Source organism: Pseudomonas sp. IT-93MI4, from assembly GCF_949767635.1.
GTDB lineage: Bacteria > Pseudomonadota > Gammaproteobacteria > Pseudomonadales > Pseudomonadaceae > Aquipseudomonas > Aquipseudomonas putida_A.
Genome location: NZ_CATKPP010000054.1, coordinates 153050 through 177453 on the forward strand (window position 1 = coordinate 153050; position 24404 = coordinate 177453).

General features: G+C 61.5%; 21 protein-coding genes and 1 tRNA gene. 12 read left to right on the plus strand and 10 right to left on the minus strand.

Features of this window, described 5'->3' with window-relative positions; translation table 11 throughout:
* Positions 1 to 40 precede the first annotated feature (40 nt).
* Both ACM6I7_RS19790 and ACM6I7_RS19795 read left to right on the plus strand, forming a co-directional pair.
* On the plus strand, positions 41 to 1963 hold the full coding sequence (locus tag ACM6I7_RS19790; RefSeq protein ID WP_183779877.1) for a PAS domain-containing sensor histidine kinase: 1923 nt from the start codon (positions 41 to 43) through the stop codon (positions 1961 to 1963).
* A gap of 66 nt (positions 1964 to 2029) precedes the next feature.
* Positions 2030 to 2566, plus strand: coding sequence for a hypothetical protein (locus ACM6I7_RS19795; RefSeq protein ID WP_047597231.1), 537 nt, complete (start codon positions 2030 to 2032; stop codon positions 2564 to 2566).
* A gap of 54 nt (positions 2567 to 2620) precedes the next feature.
* On the opposite strand, the gene ACM6I7_RS19800 is transcribed toward ACM6I7_RS19795, so the two are convergent.
* From ACM6I7_RS19800 to ACM6I7_RS19820, 5 genes are all read right to left on the minus strand, one after another.
* Positions 2621 to 2917 (minus strand): hypothetical protein, encoded by a 297-nt coding sequence (locus ACM6I7_RS19800; RefSeq protein ID WP_414889210.1) that lies wholly within the window; start codon positions 2915 to 2917, stop codon positions 2621 to 2623.
* A 187-nt stretch (positions 2918 to 3104) separates the two neighbouring features.
* Positions 3105 to 4448, minus strand: a complete 1344-nt coding sequence (locus tag ACM6I7_RS19805) for a cation:proton antiporter (RefSeq protein ID WP_027612796.1) — start codon at positions 4446 to 4448, stop codon at positions 3105 to 3107.
* A 36-nt stretch (positions 4449 to 4484) separates the two neighbouring features.
* Positions 4485 to 5096: a Yip1 family protein gene (locus ACM6I7_RS19810; protein ID WP_414889103.1), complete on the minus strand. Its 612-nt coding sequence runs from the start codon at positions 5094 to 5096 to the stop codon at positions 4485 to 4487.
* A gap of 87 nt (positions 5097 to 5183) precedes the next feature.
* Positions 5184 to 6041, minus strand: coding sequence for a glucose 1-dehydrogenase (locus ACM6I7_RS19815; protein ID WP_414889104.1), 858 nt, complete (start codon positions 6039 to 6041; stop codon positions 5184 to 5186).
* Positions 6042 to 6238: 197 nt separating this feature from the next.
* On the minus strand, positions 6239 to 7393 hold the full coding sequence (locus tag ACM6I7_RS19820; RefSeq protein ID WP_414889106.1) for a MalY/PatB family protein: 1155 nt from the start codon (positions 7391 to 7393) through the stop codon (positions 6239 to 6241).
* A gap of 323 nt (positions 7394 to 7716) precedes the next feature.
* On the opposite strand from ACM6I7_RS19820, the gene fdnG reads away from it, so the two are divergent.
* The 7 genes from fdnG (at position 7717) to ACM6I7_RS19855 (ending at position 16789) form a co-directional block, all read left to right on the plus strand.
* Positions 7717 to 10782 (plus strand): formate dehydrogenase-N subunit alpha, encoded by a 3066-nt coding sequence (gene fdnG / locus ACM6I7_RS19825; protein WP_414889107.1) that lies wholly within the window; start codon positions 7717 to 7719, stop codon positions 10780 to 10782.
* The gene (gene fdxH, locus ACM6I7_RS19830) at positions 10783 to 11718 is read left to right on the plus strand and encodes a formate dehydrogenase subunit beta (RefSeq protein ID WP_103367049.1); all 936 of its coding nucleotides are present in this window, start codon (positions 10783 to 10785) and stop codon (positions 11716 to 11718) included.
* Positions 11715 to 12380, plus strand: coding sequence for a formate dehydrogenase subunit gamma (locus tag ACM6I7_RS19835; RefSeq protein WP_003224974.1), 666 nt, complete (start codon positions 11715 to 11717; stop codon positions 12378 to 12380). Before fdxH ends, ACM6I7_RS19835 begins: the two co-directional genes overlap by 4 nt.
* A gap of 3 nt (positions 12381 to 12383) precedes the next feature.
* A complete protein-coding gene (fdhE, locus tag ACM6I7_RS19840) occupies positions 12384 to 13310 on the plus strand; it encodes a formate dehydrogenase accessory protein FdhE (protein ID WP_414889108.1) in 927 nt (308 codons plus the stop codon).
* A 50-nt stretch (positions 13311 to 13360) separates the two neighbouring features.
* The gene (gene selA, locus ACM6I7_RS19845) at positions 13361 to 14773 is read left to right on the plus strand and encodes an L-seryl-tRNA(Sec) selenium transferase (protein WP_414889109.1); all 1413 of its coding nucleotides are present in this window, start codon (positions 13361 to 13363) and stop codon (positions 14771 to 14773) included.
* Positions 14770 to 16686, plus strand: a complete 1917-nt coding sequence (gene selB, locus ACM6I7_RS19850) for a selenocysteine-specific translation elongation factor (RefSeq protein ID WP_414889211.1) — start codon at positions 14770 to 14772, stop codon at positions 16684 to 16686. Before selA ends, selB begins: the two co-directional genes overlap by 4 nt.
* Positions 16687 to 16693: 7 nt before the next feature.
* Positions 16694 to 16789 (plus strand) — tRNA-Sec (locus tag ACM6I7_RS19855).
* Positions 16790 to 16985: 196 nt separating this feature from the next.
* On the opposite strand, the gene ACM6I7_RS19860 is transcribed toward ACM6I7_RS19855, so the two are convergent.
* The gene (locus ACM6I7_RS19860; protein WP_414889110.1) at positions 16986 to 18278 is read right to left on the minus strand and encodes an OprD family porin; all 1293 of its coding nucleotides are present in this window, start codon (positions 18276 to 18278) and stop codon (positions 16986 to 16988) included.
* 199 nt (positions 18279 to 18477) lie between these two features.
* Positions 18478 to 19860 carry an aspartate aminotransferase family protein gene (locus ACM6I7_RS19865; protein ID WP_414889111.1) on the minus strand — a complete coding sequence of 461 codons (1383 nt, stop codon included), beginning with the start codon at positions 19858 to 19860 and terminating at the stop codon, positions 18478 to 18480.
* Between the two features lie 159 nt (positions 19861 to 20019).
* On the opposite strand from ACM6I7_RS19865, the gene ACM6I7_RS19870 reads away from it, so the two are divergent.
* Complete coding sequence (locus ACM6I7_RS19870; protein WP_096796743.1) at positions 20020 to 20628, plus strand: TetR/AcrR family transcriptional regulator; 609 nt, start codon at positions 20020 to 20022, stop codon at positions 20626 to 20628.
* A gap of 6 nt (positions 20629 to 20634) precedes the next feature.
* Here the strand turns inward: ACM6I7_RS19870 and ACM6I7_RS19875 are convergent, their stop codons facing one another.
* From ACM6I7_RS19875 to ACM6I7_RS19885, 3 genes are all read right to left on the minus strand, one after another.
* Positions 20635 to 20958 carry a hypothetical protein gene (locus ACM6I7_RS19875; RefSeq protein ID WP_256584842.1) on the minus strand — a complete coding sequence of 108 codons (324 nt, stop codon included), beginning with the start codon at positions 20956 to 20958 and terminating at the stop codon, positions 20635 to 20637.
* Positions 20959 to 21134: 176 nt separating this feature from the next.
* Entirely contained in the window at positions 21135 to 21806 is a 672-nt protein-coding gene (locus ACM6I7_RS19880; protein WP_414889112.1) for a DUF3313 domain-containing protein, read from the minus strand.
* 35 nt (positions 21807 to 21841) lie between these two features.
* Positions 21842 to 22165, minus strand: a complete 324-nt coding sequence (locus ACM6I7_RS19885; protein WP_007967036.1) for a hypothetical protein — start codon at positions 22163 to 22165, stop codon at positions 21842 to 21844.
* A gap of 165 nt (positions 22166 to 22330) precedes the next feature.
* Here ACM6I7_RS19885 and ACM6I7_RS19890 point away from each other — a divergent pair, with 165 nt between their 5' ends.
* Together ACM6I7_RS19890 and ACM6I7_RS19895 are read left to right on the plus strand one after the other, a co-directional pair.
* Positions 22331 to 23041, plus strand: coding sequence for a response regulator (locus ACM6I7_RS19890; RefSeq protein ID WP_027614282.1), 711 nt, complete (start codon positions 22331 to 22333; stop codon positions 23039 to 23041).
* On the plus strand, positions 23038 to 24366 hold the full coding sequence (locus ACM6I7_RS19895; RefSeq protein WP_346650260.1) for an ATP-binding protein: 1329 nt from the start codon (positions 23038 to 23040) through the stop codon (positions 24364 to 24366). Before ACM6I7_RS19890 ends, ACM6I7_RS19895 begins: the two co-directional genes overlap by 4 nt.
* Positions 24367 to 24404: the final 38 nt, after the last annotated feature.

Consider the following 24404-nt stretch of genomic DNA (forward strand, 5'->3'; position numbering starts at 1 on the left):
TGCCGCATACTTGCGCTAATGAAAACCAGCGGTGAACCTGATGAGTGACAACCCGAGCAAAACTGCCGCGATCGAGGAGATGCGTTTTCGTCTGCTGATCGATGCGGTGGTCGATTATGCGATTTACATGATCGATCCAGACGGCATCATCACCAGCTGGAACTCCGGCGCGAAACGCTTCAAGGGCTACGAAGAGGCGGAGATTCTCGGCGAGCATTTCTCGCGCTTCTATACCGCCGATGATCGTGTGGCGGGCCTGCCGCAACGCGCGCTCGACACGGCTCTGCGCGAAGGACGCTTCGAAGGCGAGGGCTGGCGGGTGCGCAAGGATGGCACCAGCTTCTGGTGCCATGTAGTCATCGATCCGATCATTGATCCCAACGGCAAACTGCTCGGCTATGCCAAGATCACCCGTGACCTGACCGACCGCAAGATGGCTGAGGAAACCCTCAAGCAAAGCGAACAGCAGTTTCGCCTGCTGGTGCAGGGTGTCACCGATTATGCGATCTACATGCTCAGCCCCGAAGGTCGTGTGAGCAACTGGAATCAGGGCGCCCAGCGGATCAAGGGGTACCAGCCGGAAGAAATCATCGGCCAGCATTTTTCGATTTTCTACACCCCGGAAGACCGTGTGGCCGGCGAACCGCAACGGGCACTGGAGATTGCCACCCGCGAGGGCCGTTTCGAGAACAAGAGCTGGCGCATGCGCAAGGATGGCACGCGGTTTCTGGCCCACGTGGTGGTCGATGCCATTCGCGGCGAAACCGGCACGCTGCTCGGGTTTGCCAAGATCACCCGCGATGTCACCGAAGCCCATGAGTCGCAAGTGGCGCTGGAAAAGACCCGCGAAGCGCTGTTTCAGGCGCAGAAGATGCAGGCCATCGGTCAGCTCAGCGGCGGCATCGCCCATGACTTCAACAATCTGCTGACGGTGATTCTGGGCAATCTGGAGATTCTGCAAAAACGCATCGGTGACGACCCGAAAAACAGTCGTCTGCTGGAAAACGCCACGCAGGGTGCGTTGCGTGGCGTATCGCTGACCCAACGCATGCTGGCGTTCGCCCGCCGTCAGGAACTCAAGACCGAGCCGGTCGATATTCCGCTACTGGTGCAAGGCATCACCGGACTGTTGCGCAGCTCGATAGGCCCGGGGATTCGCATCGAGACACGCTTTCCCGAGGATCTGCAACCGGTGCTGGCCGACAGCAACCAACTGGAACTGGCGTTGCTCAATCTGGCGACCAACGCCCGCGACGCCATGGTCGACGGTGGCAGCCTGTGCATTACCGCGCAGCCGGAAGTCGTGCTTGAGCAAAGCCATTCGTCAATGGCGGCCGGGCACTATGTGTGCCTGAGCGTGATCGACACGGGCGAGGGCATGGACGAAGCCACGCTGGGTTCGGCCAGGGATCCGTTTTTCACCACCAAGGGCGTGGGCAAGGGCACCGGGCTGGGCCTGTCGATGGTGCATGGCTTTATCGAGCAACTGGGCGGCCGTTTCATTCTCAAGAGCGAAAAAGGCCATGGCACCCGCGCTGAAATGTGGATACCGGTGGCGCTGGCCGGGGAGACGGCAAAAAACCTCTACCCGGCGGTCAAACCGGTGTTGGTGCCGCGCCTCAGCGTTCTGGTGGTGGACGACGATTCGCTGGTGATGACCAGCACCACGCTGCTGCTCGAAGACCTTGGCCATCGCGTGATCAGCGCCACGTCCGGTGCCAGGGCGCTGGCGTTGTTCGAGCAGGGCGAAGTCATCGATCTGATGATCACCGACATGGCCATGCCGCAGATGAGCGGCGCGCAACTGGCGCATGCGGTGCGTTTGCTCAAGCCGGATCTGCCGATCATTCTGGCCACCGGTTACGCCGAACGTCTGGAAGGCTTTGCCGCGCAATTGCCGCGTCTGCCCAAGCCATTCACCCAGCTCAACCTGGTGGAAATCATCGCGCAGTCGATGAAGTGAATCCGCCTGAACTTGTCCGTGGCGAGGGCCTTCTAAAAGGTTTCCCCGCCACGGAGTGCGCGTCCCTTGCCCCGCATACTGACTCAGCCCAGCGCTGAAGAGCACCTGACCGAACACGACGCCAAGATGTTCGGCTCACCCAAGGAACGGCTGGATTTCTATCGCAAGGAAATCCAGTACGAAACCAGCATCCTCGCCAATCGCACCGATGCCTATCTCGCGGCGCAGTCGTTTCTGGTGATTGCCTTTGCTTCGTGCATGGCCAACCTCAACCCCGAGTGGGGCAAGCTGTTCACGCTGGTGGTGCCGCCGTTTCTCGCACTGCTCGGGCTGCTCAGTTCGCTCAACGCCTGGCCGGGCATTCGTGCGGCCTATGACATCATCGATCACTGGCACTACAAGCAAAGCGAGTTGTTGCGCAGCGAGCCGATCATGGGCATGGCTTACGACGAGTCGCCGCTGTTCAGCGAGATGGAGTCGAGCCACAAGGGCTATCGCAAGTCGCTGTTGTTTTCGGTGCGCACGCCCTGGATCTTCGCCACGTTCTGGATCCTGCTCGGGGCTTATGCAGTGTTCATTCAGGTGACCAACCCCGGGGGCTGAACGCCGCCCAAAGAAAAAGCCCGGACATCGCTGCCGGGCTTTTTCTTGTGTGCTTTATTCGACGGTTTCAAGTTGCCGACGCAATTCCTGCGAGTGATGCGGTGACATTGGAATCGGCGGGAAGTCTTCGTTGAGGACGCACAAGTGATCGATGGCTTCTTCGAACTTCGCATCGGCTTTGCGGCGCAGTGCTCGATAGTGCTCAAACTGTTCGAGGTCCAGATTGTCCGCTTCCAGCAGCTCGTAAGCCGCTCGGTTGCGGGCGTGGGCATCTTCGAACAGTTGACGATTGCGTTCCAGGGCCAAAGCCCTGCAAGCCTTGATTTGTGCCGGAGTCGAGCATTCTTTCATGACCGTGACCTTGTTATCCAAAGATTCCTCTTCATGGGCTGCAAGCCGCAGGGGAACCGAACCTGCCGGACCTCGCCGAGTGCATCCAGCGAGGGGTTATGGTTGTGACTGTCGGTTTTGGCCGAGGGATCCATTTATTTTCAGAAAAAACTTCGATGGATTTCCCGACATATTGCCGCCGGAAAAATCAGTTTTTTCGTTTTTGCCGTTGTTCGTAGCGCGCCAGCAGCGGCTGCGTGCTGATGCCATGCAGCAAAATGCTCAATGCCACCACGGACAGGGTGATGTTGGTGCACAACGTCGCAACTGAAGGACTCAGCCCGTGGTTCAAGGCATAAAACAGATAGAACAGACTGCCGATCCCGCGAATGCCGAACCAACCGATCAACAGCCGTTGACCACCGTCGAGCAAAGTGCCCCATGGCATCAGCGCAACGCAGGCCGGACGCACCACGCAGAACAGCACCGCGCCAATGACCAACGCCCGCCAGTCCCAATGCGGCACCAGTACCACACCCAGCAAGGTCACCAGAAACACTTCCATGGCCCGTTCCACCAGACTGCCGAATGAGAGCATGTCGCCCATCATGATGCCGGCGGCGACCTGACTGCTCTCCAGTCGTTCGGTATCGCCGTGCACCGCGTGCTGCGGTTCGATGTTCTGGTGGCCGACCACCGGTTGCACCAGATGTTCGGCGGGCGGCTGGCTGGCGCCGGTGGATTTGACTTCTTCCTGACGCAAGCCGAGGCCGGCGGCGAATACCGACAGAAAACCATAACCGCCAATCGCATCTGCGCCGACGTAAGCCAGGGCAATCAGCGACAGCGCCAGATAATCATTCGGGCTCAGGGTGCTGTCGTCGTTACGAATGCGCAACGACAGCGTCAACCGACCGATGCCGCGACCCATCCAGTAACCGGTGAGCAAACCGACCGGCACCGCCCAGAGCAAACCGTGCAACACCCAATCGGTCAGGGCGCCGGGTTGCGCGTCGGCCTGCAACAGCAGCAAGCCGAGAATCACGAATGGAAAAGCGATGCCGTCGTTGAGCCCGGCTTCACCGGACAGACCGAAGCGTACGCTGTCGACATCCCGCGCATCGTTGACCTGCACCAGCGCGGCCAGTACCGGGTCGGTCGGCGCCAGCATCGCCCCGATCAGCAGCGACGGCCCCCACGACAGTTGCAGGCCCCAGTGCAGCAACACGCTGACCCCGGCGATGGTCAACACCATCACCGGGCCGGCCAGCCCGAACGCAATCCGCCAACGCTTGTCGCGCAGCGGCAGACGCAACTTCAGCCCGCAGACAAACAGCGAAAACAGCACCGCCACTTCCGTGAGGTGCTCCATCCACACCGAGGCGTTTTCCAGTGACAGCTTCAGCAGATCCAGACCGCTGGGGCCGATGCCGATCCCCAGCAGCAGGCACACCGCCGAAGTGGTGACCGGCATCCAGCGCAGGTACGACGAGGTCAGCGCGAGGGTCAGCAACACCGCGCCAAGCACCGCGACCCAGATGACAAAGCTCATGTTCGGCCGTCCATCGACGACAGCGTTGGCACCGGGTTAACCAACGGTAGTTCGCAAGTACTCGGGCGAGAGCACGTTGAACCACAGCAGAATCATCGACACCAGAATGGTCACCATCACCAGCAGGCCGACGCCCCAGACGCAGGCCGAGTACAGCAGGCCCTGTTCCTTGCGTTCATGCATGAACGTCGGCAGACCAACGAACAACAGGAACGTCGAATACACCGAAGCGGCACCCAGTACCAGAATCGCCAGCCAGCGACTTGGATAAAGGCCGGCGATCCCGGCGACGAAGAACGGCGTCACGGTATAGGCAGCGAAACCGATGCACTGGTTAAGCGTGGGGCGGGCGTCGAACATCCGCGACATCCAGCGGATGAACCCGCCGATGATCGCGACCCCGGCGACAATCGCCACATACAGCAGAATGCTCAGTTGCAGTGCACTGGCCGTGCTCAAGCGTACGGTCTCGCCGGCTGCCAGACTCCAGCCGACATACGTGGTACCGAGGAACAGACACACGGCGGGAATCAGCGCCAATAGCAACAGATGCGCCAGGTAGTGACGGGGATGGGCCTCTTCCTCGCGGCGGATATCGGTCCAGGCGAAGTTGGGCTGGGTGAAGAGTTTGATGAGAGGGGCGGACATGACGACCTCCTGATCCTGCAGACCGGTTGGGACTCTTAAAGGTATGGAGGGACGTCATGCCACCAGGTTCAGTTTTTCTCGCGCCGCTTAGAGCATCGGCTTGCCGCCGGTGACGCCATAGCGCTGACCGGTGATGTAACTGGCTTCATCGGAGGCGAGCAGCACATAGATTGGCGCCACTTCCACCGGTTGTCCGGGGCGCCCGAGCGGGGTTTCGCTGCCGAAGTTCTGCACCTCTTCATCGGGCATGGTCGAGACAATCAATGGCGTCCAGATCGGCCCGGGGGCCACGCAGTTCACGCGGATCTCTTTCGGCCCGAGGATCTGCGCCAGACCGCCGGTGAAGTTGGCAATGGCGCCTTTGGTGGTGGCATAGGCCAGCAGGGTCGGTTTGGGCATGTCCGAGTTGACCGAGCTGGTGTTGATGATCGAGGCACCGGGGCGCATGTGTTTGATCGCCGCCTGGCACAACCGGAAAATCGCCGTGATGTTGACGTCGAAGGTCATCACCCATTCGTCGTCGGGGATTTCTTCGAAGGTTTCGTGGGTCATCTGGAACGCGGCGTTGTTGACCAGAATGTCGATGCGCCCGAAACGTTCGACGGTCTTGTCCACCAGTTCCTGACAATGGGCCTTGTGCGCGAGGTCGCCGGACAGCAGCAGGCACTGACGGCCCGCCTGTTCGACCCAGCGCGCGGTCTCTTTGGCATCTTCATGTTCATTCAGATAAGCCACGACCACGTCAGCGCCTTCACGGGCGAAGGCAATCGCTACGGCGCGGCCGATACCGCTGTCGGCGCCGGTGATCAGCGCAATCTTGCCGGCCAGCCGCCCGGAGCCGACGTAGCTTTGTTCGCCGCAATCGGGGTACGGCTGCATTTTGCTTTGCGCACCGGGGACGGCTTGGGCTTGTGCGGGGAAGGGTGGTTTTGGATAGTCGGTCATCACAAATCTCCGAGGTTCTCAGGGCAGGTATGGGTGGTTGACCCGGACGGTTTGCCGTGAGTTCGATCGGATTTTGGATGACCACAAAACCATTGTAGGAGTGAGCCTGCTCGCGATGGCGGTGTATCAGCCGACATTAATGTGGAATGTCAGTCAGCTATCGCGAGCAGGCTCACTCCTACAGATTGGTGGTGTTTTCAGATATTGCGGTTTGTCAGGGCGCGCTCCATGCGGTTGATGCCTTCTTCGAGCAACGAGCGCGGGCAGCCGAAGTTCAGGCGCACGAATTGTTGGTGCTGATCGCCGAAATCCAGACCGGGGCTCAGGCCGACTTTGGCCTGTTCGAGGAAGAACTGTTGCGGATTGTCCAGGTCCAGCGCCGAGCAATCGAGCCACGCCAGATACGTCCCTTGCGGCACGTTGATCGTCACTCCCGGCAAGCGGCTGCGCACCGCATCCACCAGCCAGTCGCGGTTGGCCTGCAGATAGGTTTTCAGTTCGGCCAGCCACGGCGCGCCTTCGCTGTAGGCGACGCGGGTGGCTTCCATGCCCAGCGGGTTGACGCTGTCGACCATGCCGCAACGGGCGTGGTTGACGCGTTCGCGCAGGGCGGCGTCCTGGATGATCATGAACGAGGTTTTGAGGCCGGCGATGTTGTAGGCCTTGCTGGCTGACATCAGGGTGATGGTGCGCTTGGCGATTTCCGGGCTGAGGGACGCGGTCGGAATGTGCACGCGGCCGTCGAAGCACAGCTCGGCGTGGATCTCGTCGGAGATGATCCAGGCGTCCTGTGCCGCACAGATATCCGCTACGGCTTGCAGCTCCTCACGGCCAAACACCTTGCCGATCGGGTTGTGCGGGTTGCTCAGGAGCAGGGCGCCGCCGCCGTTCAGCGATTCGCGCAAGGTCTCCAGCGGCGTGGCGTAGCTGCCATCGGCCTGAGGGATGAATTCCAGCTCGACCTTGTTCAGCCCCCAATGCCCCGGCGCATGCCGCAGCGGCGGGTAGTTCGGCACCTGCACCACGACGTTTTGCTGCGGCTGCACCAGCGCTTTCAAAGCCATGTTGAAACCCGATTCAACACCCGGCAGGAAGATCAGCTCCTGCGGTTTGACCTTCCAGGCAAACTTGTTCAACAGGTCGGCGACGATGGCTTCACGCAAGTTGTCCTGCGCCACGCTGTAACCCACCAGCGGGTGCAGCAGACGCTGCTGCAACGCCTCGATGATCACCGGCGGCGCGGCGAAATCCATATCAGCGACCCACATCGGCAACACATCGGCCGGGTAGCGGCTCCACTTGGTGCTGCCGGTGTTGTGGCGGTCGAATACCTGATCAAAATCGAAAGTCATGCGCGGTCTCGTGAAGGCGGGTTGTTCATGGGCGCCATGATAAACCCATGACACTTGGGGATACACAAAACCTGTGGGAGCGAGCCTGCTCGCGAAGGCGGTGTGTCAGTCAATATTTGTCTCAACTGACAGGGCCTCTTCGCGAGCAGGCTCGCTCCCACAGGTTTTCCAGGGCATGACCGATTGTCGCCGACGGTCGGTTTTCACACAGAGTGTGTGGTCATTGTCTACAGTGAAAAAGCCGGCAGGCATTCTGCCGTAACCGTGTTTGTCCAGAAAAAGCCCGGCTCAAGTACCGGGTTCCACCTGATCAGGAGTGCACGATGGATCTCAGCCGTCGTCAATTCTTCAAGGTCGCCGGTATCGGCCTTGCAGGCTCTAGCCTGGGCGCGTTGGGCATGGCCCCGACGCTGGCCTTCGCCGAGCAGGTGCGTCACTTCAAGCTTGCCCACACCCATGAAACCCGCAACACCTGCCCGTATTGCTCGGTCGGTTGCGGGCTGATCATGTACAGCCAGGGCGATGCCGCGAAGAACGTCGCGCAAAACATCATCCACATCGAGGGCGACGCCGACCACCCGGTCAACCGCGGCACCCTGTGTCCAAAAGGCGCAGGCCTGCTGGACTTCATTCACAGCCCGGGCCGCCTGCAATACCCGCAAATGCGCAAGCCCGGCAGCAGTGAATGGACCCGGATCAGCTGGGATGAAGCACTGGATCGCATCGCCGACCTGATGAAGGCCGACCGCGACGCCAACTTCATCGAGAAGAACGACAGCGGGCAAACGGTGAATCGTTGGCTGACCACCGGGTTCCTCGCCGCGTCGGCCGCGTCCAACGAAGCCGGTTACATCACCCAGAAGGTGATTCGCAGTCTCGGCATGCTGGGGTTTGATAACCAGGCGCGTGTCTGACACGGCCCGACGGTGGCAAGTCTTGCCCCGACGTACGGCCGTGGAGCCATGACCAACACCTGGACCGATATCGCCAACGCGAATCTGATCCTGGTGATGGGTGGCAACGCAGCAGAAGCGCATCCGTGCGGCTTCAAATGGGTGACCGAGGCCAAGGCGCACAACGCTGCCCGGCTGATCGTGGTCGACCCGCGTTTTACCCGGACCGCTTCGGTGGCCGACTATTACGCGCCGATCCGCACCGGTACCGACATCGCCTTCATGGGCGGGTTGATCAATTACCTGCTGACTCAGGACAAGATCCAGCACGAATACGTGCGCAACTACACCGACGTCTCGTTCATCGTCAAAGCCGGCTATGGCTTTGAAGACGGCATCTTCAGCGGCTACGACGCGGCCAAACGCAGCTACACCGACAAATCCGGCTGGGGTTACGAGCTGGGGGAAGACGGCTTCGTCAAGGTCGACCCGACCCTGCAGGATCCGCAGTGCGTCTATCAATTGATGAAGCAGCATTACAGCCGCTACAACATTGAGCTGGCGAGCCAGATCTGTGGGATGCCGGTCGATGCCATGCAGAAAATCTGGGATGAGATTGCAACGTGCTCCACGCCGGGCAAGACCATGACCATCCTCTATGCACTCGGCTGGACGCAACATTCGATCGGCGCACAGATCATCCGCAGTGCGGCGATGGTGCAACTGCTGCTGGGCAACGTCGGCATGCCGGGCGGCGGGGTCAATGCCTTGCGTGGGCACTCGAACATTCAGGGCCTGACCGACCTCGGGTTATTGTCCAACTCGCTGCCGGGTTATCTGACCCTGGGTGGCGATGCCGAGCAGGACTACAACGCCTTTATCAAAAAACGTACGCAAATGCCGTTGCGTCCGGGGCAGCTGTCCTACTGGCAGAACTACAGCAAATTCCACGTCAGCCTGATGAAGTCCTGGTACGGCGCCAACGCGACGCTGGAGAACAACTGGAATTACGACTACCTGCCGAAATTGGATATCCCCAACTACGACGTCCTGAAGATGTTCGACCTGATGAGCCAGGGCAAGGTCAACGGCTACATGTGCCAGGGCTTCAACCCGATCGCCGCGCTGCCCGACAAGAACCGGGTGATGGGCGCGCTGGCCAAGCTCAAGTGGCTGGTGGTGATGGACCCGCTGGCCACCGAGACCTCGGAGTTCTGGCAAAACGTCGGGCCGTACAACGACGTGAAAAGCGCCGAAATCCAGACCGAAGTGATTCGTCTGCCGACCACTTGCTTTGCCGAGGAGGACGGCTCGCTGGTCAACAGCAGCCGCTGGCTGCAATGGCACTGGAAAGGCGCCGACGGCCCCGGTGAAGCGCAAACCGACATCCGCATCATGAGCGAACTGTTCCTGCGTCTGCGCAAACGTTATCAGGCCGAGGGCGGCAAGTTCCCCGATCCGCTGCTGAACCTGTCGTGGCCGTACAAGATCCCCGACGAGCCATCGCCGGAGGAGCTGGCCAAAGAGATCAACGGCAGCGCCATGGCCGACTTCACCGATGCCAGCGGCGTGGCGGTCAAGGCCGGCTCGCAACTGGCCGGGTTCGGGTTGCTCAAGGACGACGGCAGCACCGCGTCCGGTTGCTGGATCTTCGCCGGCAGCTGGACCGAGGCCGGTAACCAGATGGCCCGGCGTGACAATGCCGATCCGTATGGCATGCATCAGCATCAGGGCTGGGCCTGGGCGTGGCCAGCCAACCGGCGGATCCTCTACAACCGCGCTTCGGCGGACGTCGCGGGCAAACCGTGGGATCCGAAAAAGCGCCTCGTATGGTGGAACGGCAAGGCCTGGGGCGGCACCGATGTGCCGGACTACAAGGCCGATGTGCCGCCGGAAGCCGGGATGAACCCGTTCATCATGAACCCCGAAGGCGTGGCGCGGTTCTTCGCCGTCGACAAGATGAACGAAGGGCCTTTCCCCGAGCACTACGAGCCGTTCGAAACGCCGATCGGCATCAACCCGCTGCACCCGCAAAACAAGAAAGCCACCAGCAACCCGGCGGCACGGATCTTCGACTCGGTCTGGGAAAGCCTCGGCGAGGCCAAGGACTTCCCGTACGCCGGCACCAGTTACCGGCTGACCGAGCACTTCCACTTCTGGAGCAAGCATTGCAAGTTGAATGCGATTGCCCAGCCTGAGCAGTTCGTCGAAATCGGCGAAGTGCTGGCGAAGGAGAAGGGCATCGCGGCTGGAGATCGGGTGCGGGTCAGCTGCAAACGCGGGTTCATCGAGGCGGTGGCGGTGGTGACCAAACGCATCCGGCCGCTGCAGGTCAACGGCCAGGTGGTGCATCAGATCGGTATCCCGCTGCACTGGGGATTCACCGGCCAGACGCGTCACGGTTACCTGACCAACACCCTGGTGCCGTTCCTCGGCGATGGCAACACACAGACCCCGGAATCCAAGTCATTCCTGGTCAACGTGGAGAAACTGTAAATGGCCAGCCAAGACATCATTGCCCGCTCGGCCACCACCACGGTGCCGCCTTCGGTGAGGAATCAGGAGGCGGTGGCCAAGCTGATCGACACCACCAAATGCATCGGCTGCAAGGCCTGCCAGGTCGCCTGCTCGGAATGGAATGAGCTGCGCGACGAGGTCGGCCACAACCATGGCACCTACGACAACCCGCAAGACCTGAGCGCAGAAACCTGGACCTTGATGCGCTTCACCGAACACGAAACCGACGCCGGCAACCTCGAGTGGCTGATCCGCAAGGACGGCTGCATGCATTGCGCCGAACCGGGGTGTCTCGCGGCATGCCCAAGTCCCGGGGCGATCATCAAGCACGCCAACGGCATCGTCGATTTCGATCAGGATCACTGCATCGGCTGCGGTTATTGCATCACCGGTTGCCCGTTCAACATTCCGCGGATCTCGCAGAAGGATCACAAAGCCTACAAATGCACCTTGTGTTCCGACCGCGTCGCGGTAGGGCTGGAGCCGGCCTGCGTGAAAACCTGTCCGACCGGCGCCATTGTCTTCGGCACCAAAGAAGACATGAAGGAACACGCCGCCGAACGCATCGTCGACCTGAAAAGCCGTGGCTTCGACAACGCCGGGTTGTATGACCCGGAAGGCGTCGGCGGCACTCACGTGATGTATGTGTTGCACCACGCCGATACGCCGAAGATCTACGCCGGGTTGCCAGAGGCGCCGGCCATCAGCCCGCTGGTGGGCTTGTGGAAAGGCATCAGCAAACCGCTGGGCCTGCTGGCGATGGGTGCGGCGGTGCTCGCCGGTTTCTTCCACTATGTGCGCATCGGGCCGAATCGCACCGAAGAGGATGATCATCCGACGCCACCGGATACTTCGGTGCACGTTGTCGATCCGGCGGTGCACACCTTCGATCCACGCGGGGAGGACCGGCCATGAGCAACAAGACGATCCTGCGTTACACCGCCAACCAGCGCACCAATCACTGGCTGGTGGCGATTCTGTTCTTCATGGCCGGGCTGTCCGGGCTGGCGTTGTTTCATCCCTCGATGTTCTGGCTGACCCACCTGTTCGGCGGCGGGCCGTGGACGCGGATTCTGCACCCGTTCATGGGCGTGTTGATGTTCGTGTTGTTCCTCGGTCTGGTGTTCCGCTTCTGGCGCGCGAATTTCTTTATCGACAACGACTGGAAGTGGATGCGCCGCATCGATCGTGTGCTGGTCAACGATGAAGAAAGCGTGCCGCCGGTGGGCAAGTACAACGCCGGGCAGAAGATGCTGTTCTGGACTTTACTGCTGTGCATGCTCGGTCTGCTGTTCACCGGGCTGGTGATCTGGCGCGCGTATTTCAGTGCGTACTTCGGCATCACCGTGATCCGCTGGGCCATGCTCCTGCATGCGCTGGCCGGTTTTGTACTGATCCTCAGCATCATCGTGCACATCTACGCCGGGCTGTGGATCAAGGGTTCGGTGGACGCGATGCTGCATGGTTGGGTCAGCCGCGCCTGGGCGAGGAAACACCACGAACTGTGGTATCGCGACATCACCCGCGATGAACGCAATCCGGACGTGCCGGAGCGACCGATCACCAAAAAGGGCTGACTTTTGGCAACTATTCTTGAACCCGGGGAAATCGAAGCGGCGGCCAGTTCGCCGCCGTTTCTGCACCTGCCGCCGCACAATCTGTTCACCTTGCGCGCCCAGCGCCTGGAGCAATTGGCTCACGGGCATCCGCTGGCCGATTACCTGCGACTGATCGCCGGATTGTGCCGGGCTCAGCAGCAGGTTTTCGACGATCCACCGCTGACGGCACCGTTTGATCAGCAAAGGATCGAAGCCTGTCAGTTGCATGGTTTGCCGCCGTTTGCTGCCGACACCCTGGTTCGCGAAGACGCTTGGCGGGCTTATCTGGATGCTTTATTGCAACGTTACGTGGCGCCCGATCAACCCGCCGTAGTCGACGCGCTCGCCACATTGCGCGGTGCCAGTGCCGGACAATTGCGCGCGTGGGCTGTGGCGCTGGTCAGCGGTCAGTATTCAATGGTGCCGGCGGCGCTGGTGCCGTTCCTCGGCGCCGGCCTGCAAGCGGCGTGGAGCCATTGGCTGCTCAGCGCAGCGAACCTGCAACTGAAACCCGGCGACAGCCTCAGCCAGTGCCCGGGCTGTGGTTCACCGGCGATGGCCGGAGTCATTCGTCATCGCGGCAAACACAATGGTCTGCGTTATCTGGTGTGTTCGCTGTGCGCCTGCGAATGGCATGTGGTGCGGGTCAAGTGCGTGTATTGCGAGTCCAGCAAGGGGCTGGATTACCTGAGCCTTGAGGATGATCGCCACGCTGCCAATCAGGCGCCGATTCGGGCGGAGGTGTGCCCGGGCTGCAACAGCTACCTGAAGCTTGTGTACCTGGAAAACGATGCCGAAGGCGAAGCGCTGTCGGCGGATCTCACCAGCCTGCTGCTCGACATGCGTCTGGCGCAGGACGGTTATCAGCGTCTGGCACCGAATCTGTTGCTGGCGCCGGGAGACGAATGACCAGAACGTCTACACTCGCCGGACAGTCTTGTTTTTTTCGGGAGTGGCTGATGTCCGCAAGTGTGGCCCCGCGTTTACCTTCCATTGATGGGTTGTTACGTCACCCGGCCTGTCTGCCGTTGGCCGAGCGTTATGGGCGTGAGTCGTTGCTGGCCAGTTTGCGCCAGTTGCTCGATGAGTTGCGTTTCAGCGTATTGAACGGGCAATTGTCGGCGATAGAAATCAGCCCCGACGTGCTCGCCGGCCGTGTCGGCGAACGTCTGGCCCAGCAACAGCGCAGCAACGTACGGCGGGTGTTCAACCTGACCGGCACGGTGCTGCACACCAATCTTGGCCGGGCGCTATTGCCGGATGAAGCCATCGACGCGGTGCAGATGGCCGCACGTTACCCGCTCAATCTGGAATTCGATCTGGCCAGTGGCAAACGCGGTGATCGTGATGACCTGATCGAAGGCCTGATCCGCGAACTGACCGGCGCCGAAGCCGTCACCGTGGTCAACAACAATGCCGCTGCGGTGTTGCTGACGCTGAATAGCCTCGGCGCGCGCAAGGAAGGCATCATCTCGCGCGGCGAACTGATCGAGATCGGCGGTGCGTTCCGCATCCCCGACATCATGGCCCGCGCCGGTGTGCGCCTGCATGAAGTCGGGACAACCAATCGTACCCACGCCCGCGACTACGAGGCGGCGATCAGCCCGCGCAGCGGCTTGATCATGCGCGTGCATGCGAGCAACTACAGCATCGAAGGCTTTACCGCCCGGGTGCCCACCGCCGAACTGGCCGAGCTGGCGCATCGGCACGGCTTGCCGCTGCTGGAGGATCTGGGCAGCGGCAGTCTGCTGGACTTGACCCGTTGGGGCCTGCCGGCGGAACCGACGGTACGGCAGGCGCTGCTCGACGGTGCGGACATCGTCACCTTCAGCGGCGACAAATTGCTCGGCGGGCCGCAGGCCGGGTTGATTGTCGGGCGCAAAGAACTGATCGCGAAGATCAAGAAGAATCCGTTGAAGCGCGCCTTGCGGGTCGACAAGTTGACTCTGGCCGCACTGGAAGCGGTGCTGGGCCTGTATCGCGATCCGGATCGCCTCGCCGAACGTCTGCCGAGTTTGCGGCTGTTGACTCGCCCGCAAGCCGAGATCCTCGCCCAGGCTTGCCGTTTGCAACCGGCGATGGCTGAAGTCTTGGGCGAACCGTGGCAGGTCAGCGCCGTGCAGGCCTTGGGCATGATCGGCAGCGGCAGTCAACCGGTGGCGCGGTTGCCGAGTGCGGCGCTGTGCTTACGCCCGCAAGTGTCCAAGCGTTTGCGCGGGCGTTGTCTGCTGAATCTGGAAGCTGCGTTGCGCAATTTGCCGATTCCGGTGCTGGGTCGAATTGACGACGACGCGCTGTGGCTCGATCTACGCCAACTCGACGACGAGCCGACGTGGCTGGCGCAGTTGCCGCAGTTGCAGGTCGAGTCGTGATCGTCGGCACCGCCGGGCACATCGACCACGGCAAGACCTCGCTGCTGCAAGCGCTGACCGGGCAAACCGGCGACCGCCGCCCGCAGGAACGCGAGCGTGGGATGACCATCGACCTCGGTTATCTCTACGCGGAGCTGGAACCCAGTGCCGGGCTGACCGGGTTCATCGATGTGCCGGGCCACGAGAAATTCACCCACAACATGCTCGCCGGCGCGCAGGGCATCGATCTGGTGTTGCTGGTGGTGGCGGCGGATGACGGGGTGATGCCGCAGACCCGCGAGCATCTGGCGATTGTCCAATTGCTGGGCATTCCGCGGGCGCTGGTGGCGATCACCAAATGCGATCGGGTTGAAGCAGGCAGGGTGGAAGAGGTGCAGCGCCAGGTTCTGGATTTGCTGGAGGCCGGGCCGTTTGCCGATGCGCCGACGCTGGCGGTGTCGAGCGTGACCGGGCAGGGCGTCGATGAACTGCGCCAGAGCTTGCTGCAGATCCAAGGCGAAGTGCATGAGCGCAGCCGCGAAGGTGGTTTTCGCCTGGCCATCGACCGCGCCTTCAGCGTGGCGGGCGCCGGGATTGTGGTCACTGGCACGGCGTTGTCGGGAACGGTGTCAGTCGGGGACAAACTGGCCCTCGGGCCGTCCGGGAAATCGGTGCGGGTGCGAGGACTGCACGCGCAAAACCAGGCCGCCGAGCAGGCCTTCGCCGGGCAACGGGTGGCGCTGAACATCAGTGGCGATCGATTGACCCTGGAGCAGATCCATCGCGGCCAATGGCTGTTGGCCGAATGGCTGCACGCACCGACGCAACGGGTCGATATCGAATTTCAACTGCTGCCCGGTGAGCGCACCTTCGAGCACTTTCACCCGGTGCATGTGCACCTCGGTACGCAAGACGTCATCGCCCGCGTGGCGTTGCTCGAAGGCCAGCGTTTGCGTGCAGGCGAACGCATGTTCGCGCAACTGCTGATCAACGCCCCGGTGCACGCGGTGAAGGGCGATCGCCTGATCCTGCGTGACCAGAGCGCGCAACGCACCCTTGGCGGTGGCCAGGTGCTTGACCCGTTCGCCCCGGCCCGTCAACGCCGCAGCCCGGAGCGGCTGGCGCAACTGCAGGCCCTGGCCGGCAGCGACAGTCTTGAACAAGCGTTACCACTGCTGCTTGACCACAGCGCTGGCGGCCTCGATCCGCAACGGCTGGAACGTCAATTCAATCGTCAGCGTGAAGACTGGGCGCTACCAGCCAATGTGCGCCTGATCGACACCCGCCAGGGATCGGTGCTGTTCAACGTGCAGCGCTGGGGGCAGTTGAAGTTCACCCTGCTGGAGCAACTGGCGAAATTGCACGAGCTGGAACCGGACCAGATGGGACCGGATCGCGACCGCCTGCGACGCTTCAGTGGTCTGGCGCTGGAGCGCTCGACCTTTGTCAGCCTGCTGGAAGAACTGCGCGCCGCCGGATCGATCAACGCCAGCGGGCCGTGGTTGCATCTGCCGGATCATCAGGTGCGTTTGAGTGCTGAAGACGAAACCCTGTGGCAGCGCATGCAGCCGCTGTTCGAGCAGGCCGGGTTTGATCCGCCGTGGGTACGTGATGTCGCCACAGTACTCGGTACGGAAGATGCCGTGGTGCGCCTGCTGCTGCGCAAACTGGCGCGCCTGGGGCTGATGCACCAAGTGGTGCGCGACCTGTTTCTGTCTGACGGGCAACTGCGGCGCATGGCCGACATTCTGTTGCAACTGGAACAGGAAAATCCGTCGATCCAGGTGACAACCTTCCGTGATGCGCTAGGCTTGGGACGCAAACGCTGTATTCACTACCTGGAATACTTCGATCGCCTCGGCCTGACCCGGCGCATCGGCGAATCCCGGGTGATCCGCCACGACAACGCGCTGGCCAGTGCCGACGCACCCTGAGTTCAAAGGAAGGCAATCGCGCCCGGTGGCGCGGCCGGGCTTCAAACCCGGTTGGGGACGGCATCCGTTCCCGGGCAGGTTCGACTCCGGCTGCCTTCCGCCAATTACGCAATATTCCAAACCTCACCCAATCCCCCCTGTGGGAGCGGGCTTGCTCGCGAATGCGGTAAGTCATTCAACGTCTATGTCGACTGATCCGCCGCTTTCGTGAGCAGGCTCGCTCCCACAGGGGATTGGTTTTCCAGTCGATGGATTCGTAGGGCGACATCGGGCCAGAGGCTGGGTTTAACCACCAGCCATCAGAACCCCAACGGGTACTGAATCACTAAATAAATCCGGTCGATATCATCCCCGGCCTGTGCCTCGTTGGCCCGGTGCGAGACATGCGACAGCTGCACCGACAGGTCCTTCGCCGTGCCCGATTGCACGATGTATTTCAGATCGATATCCCGTTCCCAATGCTTGCCGCCAGCGCCTTGCTGCGGCTGATAGTCGCCAGTCTCGGCATCGAACGGGTTGTACGCGCCGCCCTTGGGCGCGTGAGTGCCGTCGATGTGGTCGCCGGAGACGTAGCGGGTCATGAAGGTCAGGCCAGGGATGCCGAAAGCGCCAAGGTCGAGGTCGTAGCGTGCTTGCCAGGAGCGTTCGCCGGCGCCGTTGAAGTCGGCGTATTTGATCGAGTTGGCGAGGTAGATCGAGTCGCCGCCCACGAAATCGAACGGCGTGTCGCCATTGATGCGTTGCCAGCCGAGCATGACCGCGTGCGGGCCGAAACTGTACTTGCCGGACAAGCTGAACGCGGTGTTGTCGATGGCGCCGGCCAGCGCCCGACCGGTATCGCGGGTGTGGTAGAGGTTGGCATCGAGCAACAGGCCGGACTGTTTGAAGTGCAGATTGGCGTAGTACTGATGCCAGGTGTCGCTCAGGTCCGAGGCGTAAAGCGATCCACCGACCGGACTGTCGCCGAACAGGTCCACGCCTAGAAAACTGATTCCGCCGGCTTCGGTGTTGGCGCCGTAACCATAAAAGTCGCCGCGCCCTGAGGAGCTGTCCTGATTCTTGAATGCGGTGAAGTGTCCGGCCGTGAAGTTAACGTTGTCGATTTCACGACTGTTCACTAGCAAACCTGTGGCGTATTCCGGTTGCAGGCGTTTGTCCGAGGTGTCGAACACCGGCGTTTCCACGGTCATCTCGCCGAACGCGAGGGTGGTGCGCGAAACTTTCAGTTTGAACGCGCCGCCAGCGCTGGAGTAGTTCGGTTCACTGCGACCATTGCTGTCGACCGGCAACAGACCCGTGCCGGAATGTCCTTTGCCGCCATCGAGTTTCAGGCCGAGAAAGGCGTGGGCATCGATGCCGAGTCCGACAGTGCCCGGTGTATAGCCAGAGGTGAACGTGCCGATAAAACCCTGGGCCCATTCCTGTTTATAGTTTTTGCCGGAGGAAGAGGGCGAGCGGTAGTCGTTGCTCAGGAAGAAGTTGCGGCTGAGCACTTCGGTTTTGGCATCGTCGAAGAAGTCATTGGCCAAAGCACTGTCGCTCGCTGCGCAAAGCAGTGCCAACAACGCAAAGCGTGGTGTTGAGGGAGCCATCGTGAGGGACCGACAATCAGGGAAGGTCTCTGATGATGGGCACGATCATCCGTGCCGGATTGAGCCGATGTGCTGAGTTCAAGGCATACCTGATTCCCTTGTAGGAGTGAGCCTGCTCGCGATAGCGGTCGATCAGTTTAGATCGATGTTAATGACACACCGCTATCGCGAGCAGGCTCACTCCTACAAGGGGTATGCGTTACAGTACGCCGTATTCGCGAGCCGTGCGATCCACGGCGATTCGTGTTTTGTCGACCAATTCATCCAGCTCCGCGCGCGTGGCGATCAATGCGGGGGCCATGATCATCCGGCCCAGCGTCGATCGAATGATCAGGCCTTCCTCAAAACCAATGGTGCGGCAGCGCCAGGCGATATCGTTCTCGTTGGCGAAACGCTTGCGGGTGGCTTTGTCTTCGGCGAACTGCAATGCCGCCACCAGTCCGACGCCCTGAACCTCACCCACCAGCGGGTGGTTGCCGAACACTTCGTGCAGGCAGTTCTGCAGGTACGGGCCGGTGTCGTTTTTCACCTGAGTGACGACGCCTTCATCACGCAAGGCCTTGAGGTTGGCGATCGCCACCGCAGCCGCCACCGGGTGGCCGGAGTAGGTCAGGCCGTGAGCGAACACGCCGCCTTTTTCCACCAGCGCCTCGGCCATGCGTCGCGACAGGATCAACCCACCCATGGGGATGTAGCCGGAGGTCAGGCCTTTGGCGATCGACAGGGTGTCCGGTTCAAAACCGAAGGCCTGGTGCGCGAACCATTCGCCGGTGCGACCGAAACCGCCGATGACTTCGTCGGCGCACAGCAGCACATCATATTTGCGGCAGATGCGCTGGATTTCCGGCCAATAGGTGGCGGGCGGAATGATCATGCCGCCGGCACCCTGAAACGGTTCGGCGACGAACGCGGCGACCTTGTCGGCGCCCAGTTCGAGGATCTTGTCTTCCAGTTGCCGCGCCGCCTGCAGGCCGAATTCTTCCGGACTGAGATCACCTTCGTGGGCGAACCAGTACGGCTCGTCGATGTGCGCCACGTCAGGGATGGTGCCGCCCATTTCGTGCATGAATTTCATGCCGCCCAGCGCCGTCGCAGCCAGGGTCGAGCCGTGGTAACCGTTCCAGCGGCCGATCATGATTTTCTTCTCGGGTTTGCCCATCACCTGCCAGAACTTGCGCACGGTGCGGATCAGCACCTCGTTGGCTTCCGAGCCGGAGTTGGTGTAGATCGCGTGGCTGTAGTGCTGGGGCAGCAGGCTGAACAACAGCTCGGAGAGCTCGATCACCTGCGGGTGAGTGGTGTGGAAGAACATGTTGTAGTAGGGCAGTTGTTGCAGCTGCGCGGTCGCGGCAGCGGCCAGGTCCTTGCGCCCGTAACCGAGGTTGGTGCACCACAGGCCGGACATGCCGTCCAGGTAGCGATTGCCGTCGTTGTCCCACAGCGCCAGGCGATCACCGCTGACCATCACCCGCGGGCCTTCCTCATTGAGGGCTTTCTGATCGACGAACGCGTGAATGTGGTGGGCGGCGTCGGCGGCCTGATAATCGCGGGTGCTGCGGGTCGGATCGAATTCGGCGGACATGGCGGTTCTCCAGAGAAACGGGGCAAGTGGGTGCGCGTTCATTCCAGCGGTGCACGGCTAATATTTGTCACTTAAAAAAATTTTTGTAAAGAAAATATTTGTCGGTGAAAAAATAAGTCCGTAGGCTGACGCCGATCAGCAAGACAGGACATCAGCACCATGAGCGGGCTCAGAGAACGGCAAAAGGAACAGCGCAGGGAAGTCATCGCGCAGGCAGCGCTGGAGTTGTTCAAGACCAACGGTTTTGCGGCCACCACGCTGGACCAGATCGCGGTCCAGGCCGGGGTTTCCGCGCCGACGGTGGTCAATTATTTCGGTGGCAAACAGGAGATTCTGCTGGCCTTGCTCAAGCAGCCGGACGAGCAGGCGATGCGCGATGCGCGGGCCAATCTGGACGACGACAGTGATCCGCTGGAGGCGCTGTGCGAGTTCGAAGGCTTGATGACCGACTATCAACTGCAAGCGATGCCGGCCTCGTTGTGGCGTGAACTGGCGCCGTTTCTGCTCACGGGCGAACTGGCTCAGGCGTTGAGTCCGTGGAATGCGGCGGTGATCGAAGAGACCAAGGCGCTGCTCGGGCATTTTCAAGCGCAGGGCAAGGTGCGGGCGTCAGTCGATCTCGATGTGGCGGCGACGCTGTTCAACCAGTACGCGAACATGGCGTTTATCCGTCTGGCGACCGAGCCTGAGCCGGACCGGGCAGCACATGCCGAACACATGCGCGGTGTGCTGGGTTTGATCTGCCATGGCATTTTGAGCAGCGAGTAGTGGTTTTCAGGTTTTCGGCAACCACGGCTGCATCTGCTCCAGCATCCCGCGTCCGCCACGGCGCAACCCGGCGGCCATGGTCAGCCACGACAGCTCGGTAATGATCACCTCGCGGGCCTGCAGCAAGCGCACTTCGCCCGCCGTGCCACCGGCCGTTCCGCCATCCGGCATGTACACTGTCATCCAGTCATCGAGACTTTCCACCACCAGACACAGGCGCCAGCCTTGTTCCTCGGCAATCAGGCCGACCTTCGAGCCGTCGGGGTTTTCCATCCCGGCAAAGCGTGTGGTGGTGTCCTTGAACAACTGGTAACCCGGCAGATTGCTCAAGACCTTGTCTACGGTGTTTTCGATCGCTGAAAGTCTCTAGTGACTAGTTGCCTGACACACCGCTTTCGCGAGCAGGCTCGCTCCCACATTGGAATGCAGTTCCCCTGTGAGAGCGGGCTTGCTCGCGAATAGGTCAGCACATTCAGTGAGCAAGGCTAGCTGAAAAAGTCGCTCGGCTAACGACGGGTCGCCACGTAGGACTTCCCAAGATCACTGGCCCAACCGTCCAGCACCGCTTTGACGTCATCGGCAGTCAGCACCTGTTTGTCGTTTTCCAGCGGTAGTCCGATGCCCTTGCGCACGACTTCGGCGACCACTTCGCCGGTTGTGCCGTCCTCGAACGAGACTTCGGTGGTGATTTCGCTGTCCTGATCGCGGATGCCGGTTGCGGTGCTCACGCCGGCGGCAATCAAGGTCACCGGGAGCCATTCATAAAAACGCAGGCCCTGGGTGCTGGCGGCGACGCGGGTGATCGCCGGCCTGACCGTCAGGGTGTTCGGGCCGGGTTGCGACACCAGGCGCATGACCTTGCCCAGTTCCAGCCTGAGCGCGGCGTCGTAGTAGTCGGTGACGCCGGACAGCGTACTCAGCGGGATCCGCTCGGTCGGCACGGCGCCGGGGTAGAACTGGCTGGGCGCCAGATAGGCCTGGGTGTAACGGCCCCGCGCCAGCGCCGGGCTGACCCAACCCAGCACCGTCTGCCCCGATGGCGACTGGCGCTCGCTGAGCACGCTGTAATCGTGGAGGAATCCGGTGTACTTCTGCGGTTCGACGGTTTTGCTGCTGCAGGCCGACAGGCTGAGGGACGCCGTACACAGCACCGACATCAAGCAATGGCTTCTGATCATGCGAATCCTTGTTTTGCGCTTTTACCCCGCGTCGTTCAAGCGCGGGCCGTGATTGGGGAGGAGAGCGGCGGGGTGTTGTCCGAGCATTCGATGTGCAGCCGGCCGTGGCTCATGATCCATTGGATCAGGTCGGCGGTCGGAATCGAATGCACGTACTCGACCCATTGCGAATCGCTGGGGCCGTACTGCTCGAAATAGCGGCGCAGGACGATGCGGCTTTGATCATCTGACAGGCCCAGGCAGAACTCCTGGAACAACAGCGGCGTATCCTGCTCGGGCGCGCTGGTGCGCTGGCTGAGAATCAACGGATAGCGGGCGTCGTGGCCCTCGGCGGTATAACGGTTGTGCAATGCGCTCATTGAAAGCCCCCCGGTTGTCGATGGCGTGCAGGGTGCCTGAGGGGTTTTGCCGCAGAATGTCCGATTGATGTCCGGGGCGACGGAATGTTGCTCGATTGAAATATATGACCCGCCCGCCAGAATAGTTTTAGATGCGTTCTTTTTTGGCCTGAGGATCCTGTGCCCGTGAGCAGACTGCTGATCGTCGACGATGACGTGGAAATTCTCGCCCTGCTGAAGAAGTTCTTCGTCCAGCATGCCTACGAGGTCGATGTCGCCGCCGACGGCGCAGCGATGTGGGCGGCAATTGCCCAGCAGCGCCCAGACACGATCATTCTCGACCTGATGCTGCCCGGCGAAGGTGGCCTGAGCCTGTGCCAGAAAGTGCGCGCGCAGATGGGCATTCCGATCATCATGCTGACCGCCATGGGCGAATTGAGCGACCGGATCGTTGGCCTCGAACTGGGCGCCGATGACTACGTCACCAAACCGTTCGCCCCGCGTGAATTGCTGGCGCGCCTGCGCGCCGTGCAGCGCCGCGCCGGTGAGCAGGTCAGCCCCGCGAGCGAGCCGTCACGGCCGGTGATCGCCTTCGCCGGTTGGCATCTGGACATCACCTGTCGCGAGTTGCGCTCCCCGGAAAACGTGATGATTCCGCTGTCCGGCGGCGAGTTCGATCTGCTGGTGGTGTTTCTCGAACACCCGCAGCGCATTCTTACCCGCGAACAATTGATCGACCTGTCTCGTGGTCAGGGCCACGACGCCTTTGATCGCAGTATCGACGTGCAGGTCAGCCGCCTGCGGCGCAAGATCGAGCCGGACAGCAAACGCCCGGACCTGATCCGCACCGTGCGTAACGGCGGTTATATGTTCACCGCCAAGGTCACGCGTTCATGATCCGTCGATTCCTGCGCCGTGATCCGCTGAGTCGGCGGATCGCGCTGACCATCGTCGCGGCCATGCTCGCGTCGTTGGCACTCAATTTCCTGTTCGTCGAGGTTGCCGGGACCTGGGCGCGGCCACCGATTGAACGTACCGGGTTGCTGGAGCAGATTGCCGCGACCGTCAAAGTGATCGAGGCTGCACCGGCGCCTTTACGCCCGAAACTGGCGCACGCGGCAACCGGCCCGACGCAGGAGGTGACCTGGAGTGCGCACCGCGACGAACTTGGATTGCCAGCAGGTGGCACGCAGCTCATCGCCAACAAGACGTCGGGGTTGCATCAGTTGTTGGGCGATGAGCGAGACATTCGGGTGTTCAATCCCGCTGACTGGCCGAGCGGCAGTCCGCTGGCGCGCTATGCGGCGCTGATTCAACTGCCGGATGCCAGTTGGCTGTTGTTCTCTTCGCCCGAACGCTCCTGGGGCCTGGACATCGGCACGCGCATCGCAATCATCATCGCCCTCGGCCTGATCGCCACCGTGCTGGTGGCCTGGCTGGCCACGCAGCAACTGGCCAAACCGCTGCAACGCTTTGCCAGCGCCGCCCGGCGTTTTGGCGGAGATCTGCGTGCGCCGCCGATCAAAGTCGAAGGCCCCGACGAGATCCGCCAGGCGATCATCGCCTTCAACACCATGCAGGCGCAGATTCAGCACTACATCAGCGAACGCACGCACATGCTCGCGTCGATTTCCCATGACTTGCGCGCACCGCTGACCCGTATGCGCCTGCGCAGCGAGTTCATGGAGGACTTTGATCATCAGGGCAAACTGATCCGCGACATCGAAGAAATGCAGTCGATGATCAACGCGGCACTGGCGTTCTTTCGGGAAGACACTCAGCCGGAGCAAAGCACCGCGTTCGACCTGTCGGAACTGTTGCAGACGATCATCGACGACTACCGCGACCAGAACATTGCCATCGATTTCACCGGCCCGGCGCATCTGGTCTACGAGGGCCGGCCGCTGGGGATCAAACGGGTGATCGTCAATCTGCTGGAAAACGCCGAAAAGTACGCGCAGCAGCCGGCTATCGCTCTGAGCAGCGACGGTTACAGCGTGTGCATCGACGTCAGTGACAACGGGCCGGGGATTCCCGAAGCGTCGTTGCAGCGGGTGTTCGACCCGTTTTTCCGCCTGGAAACCTCGCGCAACCGGGAAACCGGTGGGGTCGGGCTCGGGCTGTCGGCGGCGCGGGCGATTGTGCGCGAGCAGGGCGGCGAACTGAGTTTGAGCAATCGCAGCAGCGGTGGTTTGCTGGCGCGGGTTGAGTTGCCTTTGTAATACTTTGAAACATTTGCTCGTGACGGGCGGTCAACAGG

Bases quoted from the DNA above. Each gene is read 5' to 3' on its own strand.
- ACM6I7_RS19790 (WP_183779877.1), top strand. From the start codon at position 41: ATGAGTGACAACCCGAGCAAAACTGCCGCGATCGAGGAGATGCGTTTT.
- ACM6I7_RS19800 (WP_414889210.1), bottom strand. From the start codon at position 2,917: ATGAAAGAATGCTCGACTCCGGCACAAATCAAGGCTTGCAGGGCTTTG.
- ACM6I7_RS19805 (WP_027612796.1), bottom strand. From the start codon at position 4,448: ATGAGCTTTGTCATCTGGGTCGCGGTGCTTGGCGCGGTGTTGCTGACC.
- ACM6I7_RS19810 (WP_414889103.1), bottom strand. From the start codon at position 5,096: ATGTCCGCCCCTCTCATCAAACTCTTCACCCAGCCCAACTTCGCCTGG.
- ACM6I7_RS19815 (WP_414889104.1), bottom strand. From the start codon at position 6,041: ATGACCGACTATCCAAAACCACCCTTCCCCGCACAAGCCCAAGCCGTC.
- ACM6I7_RS19820 (WP_414889106.1), bottom strand. From the start codon at position 7,393: ATGACTTTCGATTTTGATCAGGTATTCGACCGCCACAACACCGGCAGC.
- fdxH (WP_103367049.1), top strand. From the start codon at position 10,783: ATGGCCAGCCAAGACATCATTGCCCGCTCGGCCACCACCACGGTGCCG.
- ACM6I7_RS19835 (WP_003224974.1), top strand. From the start codon at position 11,715: ATGAGCAACAAGACGATCCTGCGTTACACCGCCAACCAGCGCACCAAT.
- selA (WP_414889109.1), top strand. From the start codon at position 13,361: ATGTCCGCAAGTGTGGCCCCGCGTTTACCTTCCATTGATGGGTTGTTA.
- ACM6I7_RS19860 (WP_414889110.1), bottom strand. From the start codon at position 18,278: ATGGCTCCCTCAACACCACGCTTTGCGTTGTTGGCACTGCTTTGCGCA.
- ACM6I7_RS19865 (WP_414889111.1), bottom strand. From the start codon at position 19,860: ATGTCCGCCGAATTCGATCCGACCCGCAGCACCCGCGATTATCAGGCC.
- ACM6I7_RS19870 (WP_096796743.1), top strand. From the start codon at position 20,020: ATGAGCGGGCTCAGAGAACGGCAAAAGGAACAGCGCAGGGAAGTCATC.
- ACM6I7_RS19880 (WP_414889112.1), bottom strand. From the start codon at position 21,806: ATGATCAGAAGCCATTGCTTGATGTCGGTGCTGTGTACGGCGTCCCTC.
- ACM6I7_RS19885 (WP_007967036.1), bottom strand. From the start codon at position 22,165: ATGAGCGCATTGCACAACCGTTATACCGCCGAGGGCCACGACGCCCGC.
- ACM6I7_RS19895 (WP_346650260.1), top strand. From the start codon at position 23,038: ATGATCCGTCGATTCCTGCGCCGTGATCCGCTGAGTCGGCGGATCGCG.